This is a genomic window from Micromonospora sp. NPDC049662 (assembly GCF_040675055.1).
GTDB lineage: Bacteria > Actinomycetota > Actinomycetes > Mycobacteriales > Micromonosporaceae > Micromonospora.
In genome coordinates this window covers 54,289-66,539 of the sequence record NZ_JBFAOC010000036.1, presented here as the reverse complement: position 1 = coordinate 66,539, position 12,251 = coordinate 54,289, and the positions used below count along the sequence as shown (strand labels likewise).

General features: G+C 69.7%; 13 protein-coding genes. 5 read left to right on the top strand and 8 right to left on the bottom strand.

Annotated features, from left to right (window positions below; translation table 11 throughout):
• Window positions 1–100: 100 nt before the first annotated feature.
• Window positions 101–709, bottom strand: coding sequence for a TetR/AcrR family transcriptional regulator (locus AB0J36_RS23910; RefSeq protein WP_357124728.1), 609 nt, complete (start codon window positions 707–709; stop codon window positions 101–103).
• A gap of 181 nt (window positions 710–890) precedes the next feature.
• Between AB0J36_RS23910 and AB0J36_RS23905 the strand changes: the two genes are divergently transcribed.
• From AB0J36_RS23905 to AB0J36_RS23895, 3 genes are all read left to right on the top strand, one after another.
• The gene (locus AB0J36_RS23905; protein ID WP_363661140.1) at window positions 891–1,451 is read left to right on the top strand and encodes a hypothetical protein; all 561 of its coding nucleotides are present in this window, start codon (window positions 891–893) and stop codon (window positions 1,449–1,451) included.
• Window position 1,452: 1 nt separating this feature from the next.
• Window positions 1,453–2,874 (top strand): NAD(P)/FAD-dependent oxidoreductase, encoded by a 1,422-nt coding sequence (locus AB0J36_RS23900; RefSeq protein WP_363661139.1) that lies wholly within the window; start codon window positions 1,453–1,455, stop codon window positions 2,872–2,874.
• A gap of 68 nt (window positions 2,875–2,942) precedes the next feature.
• The gene (locus AB0J36_RS23895) at window positions 2,943–3,248 is read left to right on the top strand and encodes a hypothetical protein (protein WP_363661138.1); all 306 of its coding nucleotides are present in this window, start codon (window positions 2,943–2,945) and stop codon (window positions 3,246–3,248) included.
• A 131-nt stretch (window positions 3,249–3,379) separates the two neighbouring features.
• Here AB0J36_RS23895 and AB0J36_RS23890 read toward each other — a convergent pair whose 3' ends face one another.
• Window positions 3,380–3,925, bottom strand: coding sequence for a TetR/AcrR family transcriptional regulator (locus AB0J36_RS23890; protein ID WP_363661137.1), 546 nt, complete (start codon window positions 3,923–3,925; stop codon window positions 3,380–3,382).
• A 139-nt stretch (window positions 3,926–4,064) separates the two neighbouring features.
• Here AB0J36_RS23890 and AB0J36_RS23885 point away from each other — a divergent pair, with 139 nt between their 5' ends.
• Complete coding sequence (locus tag AB0J36_RS23885; RefSeq protein ID WP_357392431.1) at window positions 4,065–4,865, top strand: SDR family oxidoreductase; 801 nt, start codon at window positions 4,065–4,067, stop codon at window positions 4,863–4,865.
• Between the two features lie 35 nt (window positions 4,866–4,900).
• Here the strand turns inward: AB0J36_RS23885 and AB0J36_RS23880 are convergent, their stop codons facing one another.
• Window positions 4,901–5,473: a TetR/AcrR family transcriptional regulator gene (locus AB0J36_RS23880; RefSeq protein ID WP_357124748.1), complete on the bottom strand. Its 573-nt coding sequence runs from the start codon at window positions 5,471–5,473 to the stop codon at window positions 4,901–4,903.
• 162 nt (window positions 5,474–5,635) lie between these two features.
• Between AB0J36_RS23880 and AB0J36_RS23875 the strand changes: the two genes are divergently transcribed.
• Window positions 5,636–6,532, top strand: a complete 897-nt coding sequence (locus tag AB0J36_RS23875; RefSeq protein ID WP_363661136.1) for an NAD-dependent epimerase/dehydratase family protein — start codon at window positions 5,636–5,638, stop codon at window positions 6,530–6,532.
• Here AB0J36_RS23875 and AB0J36_RS23870 read toward each other — a convergent pair.
• From AB0J36_RS23870 to AB0J36_RS23850, 5 genes are read right to left on the bottom strand one after another with little or no spacing between them, the layout of a single operon-like run.
• Window positions 6,514–6,900 carry a DUF4387 domain-containing protein gene (locus AB0J36_RS23870; RefSeq protein WP_357124754.1) on the bottom strand — a complete coding sequence of 129 codons (387 nt, stop codon included), beginning with the start codon at window positions 6,898–6,900 and terminating at the stop codon, window positions 6,514–6,516. The genes AB0J36_RS23875 and AB0J36_RS23870 overlap by 19 nt on opposite strands.
• Entirely contained in the window at window positions 6,890–8,263 is a 1,374-nt protein-coding gene (locus AB0J36_RS23865) for an acyclic terpene utilization AtuA family protein (RefSeq protein WP_363661135.1), read from the bottom strand. The genes AB0J36_RS23870 and AB0J36_RS23865 overlap by 11 nt, the downstream gene beginning before the upstream one ends.
• A gap of 29 nt (window positions 8,264–8,292) precedes the next feature.
• Complete coding sequence (locus tag AB0J36_RS23860) at window positions 8,293–9,957, bottom strand: FAD-binding dehydrogenase (RefSeq protein ID WP_363661134.1); 1,665 nt, start codon at window positions 9,955–9,957, stop codon at window positions 8,293–8,295.
• Window positions 9,954–10,898, bottom strand: a complete 945-nt coding sequence (locus AB0J36_RS23855) for an NAD(P)-dependent oxidoreductase (RefSeq protein ID WP_357124764.1) — start codon at window positions 10,896–10,898, stop codon at window positions 9,954–9,956. The genes AB0J36_RS23860 and AB0J36_RS23855 overlap by 4 nt, the downstream gene beginning before the upstream one ends.
• Window positions 10,898–12,157: an MFS transporter gene (locus AB0J36_RS23850; RefSeq protein ID WP_357124767.1), complete on the bottom strand. Its 1,260-nt coding sequence runs from the start codon at window positions 12,155–12,157 to the stop codon at window positions 10,898–10,900. Before AB0J36_RS23850 ends, AB0J36_RS23855 begins: the two co-directional genes overlap by 1 nt.
• Between the last annotated feature and the right edge of the window lie 94 nt (window positions 12,158–12,251).

Sequence of the window (12,251 nt, the reverse complement as noted above, 5' to 3'; positions counted from 1 at the left end):
GGTTTCGTCCGGATACAACACCGGTATCCGGACGAAACCGCGCCTTGCCGGATCGCCGCCCGGACTCCGCCTCGGCTCGACCGCCCTTATGAAACAGGCCCTAGCCGGCGGATTCGGTCGACTGGCGCTCGGCGGTGATCCGGAGGAGTCCTTCGATGCCGCGGAGGAAGGTCTCGGACACCAACGCGGGGTCGAAGAGGCATCCGGCTGCCATGGCACCGTCGCGGAGCATGACGAAGTGACGCGCGGCGGACTCTGCCGTCTCCTCCTGGACCTGCGCCATCAGCGTGGTGAGCGTGTCCAGGAACCATTGCCGGTGGGCGATGATCTCCTGACGTACGGGATGTTCCGTGTCTGGATACTCCGCCGCGGCGTTCAGAAACGCGCATCCACGGAACCCCGGGGACTGGATGCTCTCGGCGATCGAGTTGGCGATGGCCAGGAGTGGGGCGACCGGTCGTGCGTCGGCGGTGATGACCGTGTCGACCCCGCCGCGATCCATCTCATGGATCTCACGCAGGTAGGCGAGGATGAGATCGTCCTTGCTGGGGAAGTGCCGGTAGAAGGTGGCCCGGGTCACCTTCGCCTCGGCGATGATCCGATCTACGCCGACGGAATGGATGCCCTCCGAGTAGAAGATCCTGGTTGCCGTGGCAAGGAGCCGTTGGCGCGCCTCGGAAGGCCGGGCACCGGATGCGGTGGGCGTCATGTCGCCATGGTAGCGGATAGAACGTTCGGTCTAAGGGTCTCGACAGCCCTAGCCAGCGGTGGGTAGCGCAGGGTCGGAGGAGTGGATAGAACGTTCGGTCTTGACGATGTGGGTGGAGCGTGTCATGCTCGACAAGACAGAACGATCGGTCTCCCTAGCCCCTCCGCTGAAAGGGTCACCCGTGACCACCATTGCTGCTTCGCCCGGTATTTCCCAGACGGCCTCCGCGCTGCGGCGGCTCTACTTCGTCCGCTTCGCGTTCGCCATCGTGTGGGCCCTCGTGACGATCGCCACCGCCAAGGAGATCGGTCCGCTCGCGGTGACGCTTTTCGTGATCTACCCGCTGTTCGACGTGGGCGCCGCCATCTACGACCTCCGTTCGTCGCGGACCACCGGCTCGCCGACCCTGCTGTACGTGAACATCGCGGTAAGCCTGATCACGGCCGTCGGTCTGGGTGTCGCTGGCGCGTCCGGTATCCCCGCGATTCTGCGGGTGTGGGGCGCCTGGGCGATCGTCGCCGGTCTGGTCCAGTTGATCGTCGGTGTCACCCGTCGCAAGATGGGCGGCCAGTGGCCGATGATCATCAGTGGCGGCATCTCGGTCCTGGCTGGTGGGTCCTTCATCGCCGGCGCCGCCGCGGACAACCCGGCGCTGACCAACGCCGCCGGCTACGCCATTCCCGGCGCCATCTTCTTCCTCATCGCGGCCATCCGGCTCGGCCGCGCCGCGAAGGGCAACTGACATGACCACCATCGAGTACGACGTCATTGTGATCGGTGCCGGTCCGGTCGGGGAGAACGTGGCCGATCGGGTCGTCCGGGGCGGGCTGACCGCCGCGATCGTCGAGCGGGAGTTGGTCGGTGGTGAGTGCTCGTACTGGGCCTGCATGCCGACCAAGGCGTTGCTGCGCAGCGCGTCCGCCTTGCGCGCGGCTCGCCAACTGCCGGGGGCGCGGGAGGCGGTGACGGGAGACCTGGACGCGGCTGCGGTGCTGGGCCGGCGGGACTCCTTCGCGTCGCATTGGCAGGACGACGGTCAGGTGTCCTGGCTGGCGTCGGCGGGCATCGCGCTGCACCGCGGTCAGGGGCGGATCAGTGCCGCCCGCGTTGTCGAGGTGACCGGCGTCGACGGTGTCACGACGACGCTGACCGCGCGGCACGCCGTGGTCGTCGCGACGGGCAGCAGCGCCCTGTTGCCGGATATCCCGGGGCTGCGCGAGGCGACGCCGTGGTCCAGCCGCGAGGCCGCTTCGGCCAGTTCGGTTCCCCGTCGGCTCGCCATCATCGGTGGTGGCGTCGTGGCCGCCGAAATGGCGACCGCGTTCGCCGCCCTGGGGTCCGCGGTGACGGTGCTGGCCCGCGACGGTGTGTTGCCGTCGGCGGAGCCGTTCGCCGGTGAACTGGTCACCGAGTCGTTGCGCGAGGCCGGCGTGTCCGTACACCTCGGCGCGGAGGCCGTCGCCGTCAACCGCGACGACAGTGGAGTCGTCCACCTCAAGACCGCGTCCGGCGAGCGGATCGAAGCTGACGAGGTGCTGGTGGCGGTCGGTCGTACGCCGAACACCCAGGACATCGGCCTCGACCGGGTCGGGCTGGCGCCGGGCGCCTGGCTGGCGGTCGACGACACCCTGCGTGTCGTCGGCGGCGGCGAGTGGCTCTATGCGGCGGGCGATGTGAACCGGCGGGTGCTGCTGACCCATCAGGGCAAGTACCAGGCGCGGGCGGTGGGCGACGTGATCGTGGCCCGGGCGAAGGGTGCGAAGGTCGAGGACGGCCGGTGGGGCCGGCACGTGGCGACGGCTGACGAGCGGGCGGTGCCGCAGGTGGTCTTCACCGATCCGGAGATCGCGTCGGTGGGCTTGACCGCGGCTGCGGCCGAGGCAGCTGGGCTGCGGACCCGGGTCGTGGACTACGACCTTGGGGCCGTCGCCGGAGCTTCCCTGCACGCCGATGGCTACCGGGGACACGCCCGGATGGTCGTCGACGAGGACCGCAAGGTGATCGTCGGCCTCACCCTCGCCGGCCCGGACGTCGCGGAACTGATCCACGCCGCGACCATCGCCATCGTCGGCGAGGTCCCGTTGGACCGACTGTGGCACGCGGTTCCGGCCTACCCGACCGTCAGTGAGGTGTGGCTGCGGCTGTTGGAGACCTACGGCCGCTGAATTCGGGTCTGCGGCGTTAGTTGTGTCCGAAATAGAACAATCATTCTTTCCACTTTGAGGAGAGCCCCGTGCCGACCAAGATCACAATCATCATCGACAACCCGGCGAGCCCCGACGACTTCGAGCGGGCCTACGCGGACGTGAAGGCTGCCGCAGCGAAGTTCCCGAAGCTGCGGCGACTCGAGTCTGCGAAGGTGTGGCCGAAGGAGGATGGCACCGCTACCCCCGCGTACCGGACGCTCGACCTCTACTTCGACAGCTACGAAGACGCCTCCGCAGCGGTCGCGACAACCGTTGCCGCTGATGTCTTCGGCACCCTCGCGGGGACGCAGGTCCCGTTCAAGGGCCTGTTCTCGGACATCGAACAGGCTTGACGATCAGCGCTTCCCGGGCGTAGGCGGAAAGGACGCCTGCGCCCGGTTCGTGCGCTGCGGCGGCCTCGGGGACCGCTTCCGCCGCAGCCGACGAAACACCTGGTCGACCTCGAGCTTCGGGCGGCGAAATTTCAGGGTTGGAGCGTGCGCAGCATCAGTGCGAGATAGCGCTGGGAAGCCGTCACGGCGTCGGGCCCAGCGGCCAGGACGACGCCGTGGTGGGCCGCGATCAGCAGCCGGAAATCGGCGACGGTCAGGTCGGCGCGGACGGTGCCCATCGCCTGTGCCTGCCGCAGCAGTCGGGCGATGACCCGTTCGGTCTCCTGCCGCTCGTGGTCGAGCCCGCGTCCGGTGACCACCGCCTCGACGTAGGCCCTGGTGAAGCCTCTGTCCTGTAACTGGTACGCGCAAAGCGTGCGAATCAGTTCCCGCAGCGCACGCGTCGGGTCCGGGTCGCTGAGGGCTTCGGCGTGCATGGCCGCGCAATCGTTCCACTGATCGCCGTAAGCGTCGGTGATGAGGCGGTCCCGGGTGGGAAAGCGCCGGTAGACGGTGGCGACGGACACACCGGCGCTGCGAGCGATCCGAGCCACCGTGACGTCCTCGCCCTTCTCGGCGAAGGCGCGCCGTGCCGCGGCCAGGATTCGGCGTCGCTTCTCCTCGGCGTCCCAGCGCATCAAACGAGCGTACGCGCGGACGTTTCTCCGCATGAAGAAGTGCAACAACCGTACGCCGCGATACCTCAGTCCGTTGCCGGGCCTACAACGAGGGTCGGACCGTGGTACCTGCTTCGATACGCGACACGAAGGGGAGATCATGGAAACGATGGAGGGCACGACAAGCCTCGTCACCGGCGCGAGCCGGGGCATCGGCCGCGCGATTGCCAAGCGGCTCGCCGCGGCTGGGTCACTGGTGGTGGTGCACTACGGCACGAGCGAGTCGGCCGCGCAAGAGACCGTCGCGCAGATCACCGAGGCGGGTGGCGCCGCGTTCGCGGTCGGCGCGCAGCTCGGCGTGGCGGGTGATGCCGATCGGCTCTGGGCTGGCGTGGAGGCCGGGTTGGCCGAACGCGGCACGCCGCGCGGCATCGATGTGCTGGTGAACAACGCGGCGATCGGCGGGGCCACGCCGACGCTTTCCACCGCACGGCCGGGTGACTTCGACGAGTTGTTCGCGATCAACGTGAAAGCGCCGTTCTTCGTGATCCAGCGGGGCCTGAACCTGCTCCGCGACGGTGGTCGGATCGTCAATGTCTCGTCCGTCGCCACCCGGGTCGCGATACCCGGCACTCTCGCGTATGCCATGACGAAGGGCGCGATCAACACGCTCAGCGTCACGCTGGCACAGGAACTGGGCCCTCGGGGTATCACGGTGAACGCGGTGATGCCCGGGACCACCGCCACCGAGAACAACGTGGCCTGGTTCGCCGCCCAACCGGCGCTACGCGAGGTCGTCACCGGGCTCTCGGCCCTGCGTCGGGTCGGAGAGCCGGCGGATATCGCGGACGTGGTCGCCTTCCTTGCTTCTCCAGCCGCGCGATGGGTGACCGGCCAGGTGATCGACGCCTCCGGTGGGACGCATCTCGGTCTCTCCGTCGACCAGGGGCCGCCGGAGTAGCCGCGACCGGGTTTGCGTTGTGGTCCCTGCGGCGCTCAGCGGGCCCGTATCCCGTTCAGCACGACATCGAGGTAGTGGCGGCCGGCGGCGGCTTGCTGTTGCGTGTCCGTGGCTGGGTGCATCCTGGCCGAGAAGGCGACTCCACACATCAGTGGCGTCATGTCGGCGAGCGTGATGCCGGGCGCCAGCAGCCCTGCGGCCCTGACCCGTACGAACAGCGTGTTGAACAGCGAGGACAACTGATCGAGCAGGTCCGCGGTGCCCGGCAGGGTGGTCGTGGGCGTGGACAGGACCGAGGACAGGGCGGCGTCGAGTAGTTGCGCGTCCACGACCCTGACCAGGAGATCACGGAAGGCCGTCCATGGGTCGTCCTGCTGCGCGGCCCGTTCGGCGGCCTGGATCAACGTCTCAAGTCCGTCCACCGACACCGCCTCGATCAGTGCCTGAGGCGTCGGGAAGTGCCGGTATACCGTGGCGACGCCAACGCCGGCCGCGCGAGCCACCTCGTTCAGCTGAATCGGGGTGCCGTCCGCGACCAGTTTCCGGCCAATCTCGATGATCCGCTGGCGGTTGCGTACTGCGTCCTTACGGGGCGGCGAGGCGGTCACTCCTCCAGCATAAGCGGATAACAGCTCCACTTGCCCCCACCTGGAGCCGTGGCCCCCAATGGGCGGCTCAGGCCGGCGAAACGGATGGCCCATCCGGTTCGTGCTACGGTTGGCAAACGGATGGTCCATCCGTTTCACCGATCGCTCGGCTCTGGAGAGAACATGCGGATCCTCATCACCGGCGGCACCGGCTACCTGGGCTCGGTGCTCGTCGAACACTTCGTCGCGGCAGGCCACGACGTGGTAGCGCTGACCCGGTCCCCGGAATCAGCGGCCAAGGCGGCAGCGGCGGGTGCGTTTCCTCTGCTCGGCAACCTGACCGACACCGCGCTCCTTGAGCAGGCTTCCGCGGAAGCCGATGCGGTGGTGCACACCGCAGTCGACTACTTCGGTGGCGAGGACGCGATCAGGGCAGAGGCCGCTGCCGTGGCGGCGCTGACCCGTGGGGCGGGCAGGGCAGGCACCGGCAAGCCGTTCCTCTACACCAGCACGAACCTGGTCTACGGGCTCGACCCCGACCATTCCCGCGACGAGGACGCGGAACTGCCGGAGCCGGGCCCGCAGCCCTTCAAGCTCGTCGGCGAGCGACTGGTGCGCGAGGCGGCGGGCCTGACCGGCCTCATCATCCGCGCGGGTCTGGTCTACGGTCGGGGCGGCTCCCTGCTGTTGACCAGTCTGATCGACGCCGCGACCCGCTCGGGCGCGGCCACCTACATCGACGCCGGCGACAACGAGTGGACCCCGGTGCACGTGGACGATCTCGCCCGCCTGTACCTGACGGCCCTGGAGCGCCCGGTAGCGGGCATCTACAACGCGGCCGGACCGCAACAGTTCAGCTTCCGCGAACTTGCCGGGGCGATCGCGGACCTGACCGGAGCCACCGCGACCTCGATCACCGCCGAACAGGCGGAGAGCGCCATGGGGCCGATGGCCGCGTTGCTCCGATCCTCGGCGCGCATCACCTCCGACAGAGCGCGCACCACGTTCGGCTGGAGCACCAGCGGTCCCGCCCTCCCGGAGGACGTACGCTCCGGCTCCTATCAGGTCGCGAACAGGTGAGCCCCAGCCTGGTCAGCCGAGGTGTCGTCGGTGGCGGGGGAGTCGGGCAGCGGGAGCATGGCCAGGGGCACGTGGTGCTGCCCGGCGTGGATGTCCCGGTCGCGCAGGCTGCCCTGCGCCACCGGGCGCGGGAACGAAATCTTGACGACGTTCAGCGCCGGTATCCGGAAGATGCGGATGGTGTCGGCCGGTACGCCGTAGAGGCGGGCGACCAGCGGCGCGTCCAGGAAGCCCGGGTCGGCTACCAGGGCGTACCCGGCAGTGTCGCGCATGAACAGTTCCATCGTCACCCAGAACGGGCCGGCGTTCTTCGACCGGACCTCCAGCGCGAGGTCGGCGACGGTGCGGGGGTGGGCGTTATCGGACAACACTGTCCTCCGGGAGGTGGATGCGGAAGAGGCTGGTGGGCGAGTCCACGTCGACGACGTGGTGGAGGACGAACTCGTACGCCGCCCCGCGCTCGGTCTCGGCGGGGGAGTAGGGGAACGCGAGGCTGGGCAGGTAGTCCATGTCGGGCGTGGGCAGGTGCAGCATGAGCGGATTGGCGATCTTCGCGACGGCGGTGGCCGTCTGCTGATCCGCGGCGCGGACCAGGAGCATCACGCCGACCTCGCGGGGTGTCCGGGTGTCCGGGTCCTTCGCCTCCAGCACGGCGTCGTAGCCGTACAGGCGGATGTCGAAGGCGTAGTCGTCGGCGCTGAGCCCGAGCGTCTGGGCGACCCGATCCGTGGTGACCCGCCGCAGCAGCTGCGCCCAGGTGGTGATCTGGCGGAGGATGTGCGGGTCGCGGATGGCGGTGAACGACATCGTCTCGTAGCCGGTGATCCGGGCCCCCTCAAGCTTGTTCGTGTACGGGGCCGGCTCGAACCGGGAGCCCTCCACCCGTACCCGCCGCTCGTCCAGGGCCCGGTAGGCGGCGTCGGCGACCATCAGCGTGCCGGCCGGTTCCCGCATCGAGAACGGGTCGGCGGTCTCGTAGAGCATGTGCGCGGCGACCGAGGTGGGCGTGCAGGCGACGGCCGGGTCCAGCGGCTCGATGATGAAGCCGGTGGCGTCGATGGTGGCGAAGACCCCGCTGGAGCGCGGGTTCGTGGTGCACTGCGCGCCACACTCGATGATCTTGGCGGCGTGCCAGGTCGGGCCGGCCGGCATGCCGGCCATCAGCGGGAAGGCGGCGGCCACGGCGGTGTCGGTGGCGCGCCCGGCCAGTACCACGTCGGCCCCGCCCGACAGCGCCTCAGCGATCGGCTCATGGCCCATCATCGCCACGATGTGCTGGCAGCTGTCCAACGTCGCCGGATCGAGGTCGCCGGCCGGCGGGAGCGGGTGGATCCGGCCCCGGTCAAGATGGTCCTTGAGGTCGGTGGCCCGCTGCTCGCTGTAGATGGTGGCGACCCGCAGGTCCAGCCCTTCCTCGGCCAGGATGCCGCGGGCGATCCCGGCGACCCAGTCCACGCCGGAGTCGGTGCCGCTGGTACCGCACGAGCCGACGATCAGCGGGATACGCGCTTTCGCCGCCGCCCGGAGCAGCAGGCGCAGGTCGCGGGCCACGGCCGCCGCGGTGGTCTTGGCCGTGCCGGTGCCCAGATAGTACGGGCCGGAGTCGGTCGACCCTCCATCCACGGCGATGACGTCGGCACCGAGTTCCAGCCCACGGTCGACGATCTCGGGCGGGAATCCCGAGCCGAGCATGCCGGAGGGCACGAGAATGCGTACGCGGTCGGGGGTCACGCTTTCCTCATTTCGCGGGTACGAGCCGGTCATCCGACGGTGGCGGCCACGGCGCGGCCGGCCTGGCGGCCGGAGAAGAGACAGCCGCCCAGGAAGGTGCCTTCCAGCGCGCGGTAGCCGTGCATGCCGCCGCCGCCAAACCCACTGGCCTCGCCGGCGGCGTAGAGCCCGGGTACCGGCTGACCGGCACCGTCCAGCACCCGACCATCGAGGTCGGTGTGCAGGCCGCCCAGGGTCTTGCGGGTGAGCACATGCAGGCGTACGGCGATCAGCGGCCCGGCCTTCGGGTCGAGGAGTCGGTGCGGCGCCGCCGTCCGCATGAGCCGGTCGCCCCGGTAGTTTCGGAAGTTACGGATGGCGGCGATCTGCATGTCCTTGGTGAAGCTGTTGGCCAGCTCCCGGTCGCGCGCCTCGATCGTGCGCTGGATGTCGAGCGGGTCCAGCAGTGGCTCGTCGGTGAGCGCGTTCATGCCCTTCACCAGCTCGTCCAGCCGGTTGGCCACGACGAAGTCGGCCCCCCGCTGCTTGAATGCCTCCACCGGCGCCGGCGCGCCGGCACGGAGGCGGCCGAGTACCTGTTTGACGCTGCGACCGGTCAGGTCCGGGTTCTGTTCGGAGCCGGAGAGCGCGAACTCCTTCTCGATGATCTTCTGGGTGAGAATGAACCAGCTGTGGTCGTGGCCGGTGGTGCGCAGGTGGGCGAGCGTGCCGAGGGTGTCGAATCCGGGGTAGAGCGGCACCGGCAGCCGTCGTCCGTGCGCATCGAGCCAGACAGAGGACGGCCCGGGCAGGATCCGGATGCCGTGCTTGTCCCAGATCGGGTTCCAGTTCTGGATGCCCTCGACGTAGTGCCACATCCGATCCGGGTTGATCACGGCGCCGCCAGCGTCCTGCGTGATGGTCAGCATGCGGCCGTCCACGTGGGCGGGCACGCCGCTGATCAGGTGGGTGGGCGGCGTACCGAGCCGTGCCGGCCAGTTGCGGCGGACCAGGTCGTGGTTGCCGCCGATACCACCGGAGGTGACGATGACGGCCTGCGCGGTGTAGGCGAAGTCGCCGATCTCCTCCCGCGAGCTGGCGCTGCCGCGGACGGCCTCGCTGGGCTCCAGGACCCGGCCCGTGGCACCGACCACCGCGCCGTCGCTGACGGTCAGCGCGTCGACCCGGTGCCGGAAGGCGAACCGGACGAGGCCGCGGCCGGCCGCCTCCCGCACGATCGCGATGAAGGGTTCGAGCAGGCCCGGTCCGGTACCCCAGGTGACGTGGAAGCGGGGCACCGAGTTGCCGTGTCCGGTGGCGTCGTAGCCCCCGCGTTCGGCCCAGCCGACGATGGGGAACATCTTGACGCCGAGGCCCCGCAGCCACGCGCGTTTCTCGCCGGCGGCGAAGTCGACGTACGCCTCGGCCCAGCGCCGTGGCCAGGCGTCCTCGGGGCGGTCGAAACCGGCGCTGCCCTGCCAGTCCTGCCAGGCGAGTTCGGTCGAGTCGCGGATGCCCATCCGGCGCTGCTCGGGCGAATCGACCAGGAACAGCCCGCCGAACGACCAGAACGCCTGGCCGCCGAGGCTCTGCTCGGGCTCCTGGTCCAGCAGCAGGACGGATCGGCCAGCGGCGACGAGTTCGGCGGTGGCCACCAGTCCGGCGAGGCCCGCGCCGATCACCATCACGTCCGCGTCCGCTGTTGTGGTGGTCATGCCGGCTCCTTCGGTTCGGTGAGCGAGTGGGCCGGCCGGCCGTCGAGGGCGGCGACGAGTTCCTTGGCGCCCTCCATCCCCGCGGCCAGCCGGGCCTCGGCAGTCTGCCCGGCCATATGCGAGAAGACAGTGATGCCGGCCACGCCGCGCAGGATGCTGTCGGCGGGCAGCGGCTCCACGTCCACCACGTCGAGGGCTGCGCCCGCCAGCCGGCCGGACCGGACCGCCTCGACCAGGGCGACCTCGTCGACGAGTGGCCCGCGGGCGGTGTTGATCAGGTGCGCGCCCGGCTTCATCCGGGCCAACGCCGCGCTGTCGATGAGGTGGCGCGTGAGCGGGGTCAGTGCGGTGTGGACCGACACGAAGTCGGCGGCGCGCAGCAACTCGTTGAGCGTGACCCGGGTGACCGGCGCGGGAAGGCTGCCGGTGCACAGCACTGTCATGCCGAAGACGGCGGCCAGCGGCGCCACCCGCTGGGCCACCGCGCCCCGCCCGATCAGGCCGAGCGTCTTGCCGCGCAGCTCGTGGCCGTCGGCGCGGGGCCAGCCGCCGGCGGCCACCCCCGCGGCCATCGGCACCAGGCACCGGGCCTGGGCGAGCAGCAACCCCAGGGTGTACTCGGCCACCGCGTTGGCGTTGATCCCGGGCAGATTGCTCACGCTGATCCCGAGCCGGCCGGCGGCGGCCACGTCGACGGAGTCGTACCCGACTCCGGTACGCACGACGGCGCGCAGGTCCGATGCCTGGCGCAGCACCTCCGCGGTCATCGGCTCGTTGGCGATCAGCGCCCCCTCGACGCCGGCCAGGGCCGCGATCAGCTGCTCCGGCCGGCGTGGTCCCCGCATGGGGTCGTGCCGGGTCGTGAAGCCGAGCCCGGTCAGGTAGGTGTCCACCTCGTCACCGGGGGCGAGGTAGTCAGTGGTGATGAGGATGGTCGACATCATTCGCTTCCCGTGAGGGTGCCGGCCCGGTTGGCCCGGTGCACACGCTGCAGGCGTTCGAGACGTACGACGACGAGCATGGCGAGTAGGGCGAGCACCGCGATGTAGAGCAGCATCCCGTCCCAGCCGACCAGGTCGATCACGCCGCCGATCAGGGCGGGGCCGCCGAAGCCGCCCAGGTACCAGGTGACCGCGTACAGGCCGGTGTAGGCGCCGAACACCCGGCTGGACGGCGCCAGGTTCCACAGCGCCACCGCCGCGTTGATCGTGAAGGCGGCGGCGCCGGCCGAGGCCACGCAGAACGCGACGACCGTACCGGTGGCGGTCTGCACGATGGCGCCCGCCGCCAGCGCGACGGCGAAGACGGTGATGCCCACGGCGATGATCCGCAGCCGGCCGAAGCGCTCGGCCAACAGTGCGGCCGGATAGGCGGCAGCCACGTAGACGATGCCGCTGGGCAGGGTGAGCCCGCCCGCGTCGCCGCGGCTCAGACCCAGCGCCTCCATGCCGTACGGGGTGATCAGCGACCGGGAGGCGAACCATGCCCCGCCGAAGAGCAGGACGGTCAGCAGCAGCAGGAGCCGGCGGCGATCCTGGTCGGTGAACAGGCCGGAGACGATCTGCCGCAGCGGTTGGCTGACCGCGGCGGGGCCGGCGGAGGCCTCCTCGGCCACCGCGGCCTGGTAGGCCGCCGACTGGCTGTCGCGCACCTTGGCCAGCAGCACGAACGTGGCGGCCAGCATGATCACCGACGGGATGACGAAGGCTGCCCTTGGATGCTCGTCCACCACGAGCAGGCTGATCAGCGACGCGACGATGATGGTCAGCGCGGTCGCGATCTTCACGACGGCGTTCGCCCGGCTTCGCCGTTGTGGGGGCAGGAAGTCCGGCACCAACGACTCCGCCAGCGGTCGTGTGGTGTTGGCGATCAGGGCGTAGCAGAACATCACCACGACCAGGGTCGCCAGCGACGTGGTCCACGGCAGCAGGACGAAGACCAGCGCGGCCAGGGGCATGCCCACCGCGAGGTACGGGATCCGCCGTCCCCACCGGGTCCGGGTGTTGTCGGACCGGTTGCCGATCCAGGGCTGGATGAAGATTCCCAGCAGGTTGTCCATCCCCATCAGCGCGCCCACGAGCGCCGCGCTCGTCACGTGCTCGCGCAGCAGCACGGGCACCTGATTGTCATAGAAGTTCCAGGTTGATTCCTGAGCGAAGAGTGCGAGGGCTATGAAGAACGTGATCCGCCGGTTGGACACACGTCCACCTCCTTGTGTCCCAGGTCACGTTAAATTGCTGTAGCAAACTCGTCAACAGTTGCAAACGAACTTGCTATGTCATGCGCTAGAGTGC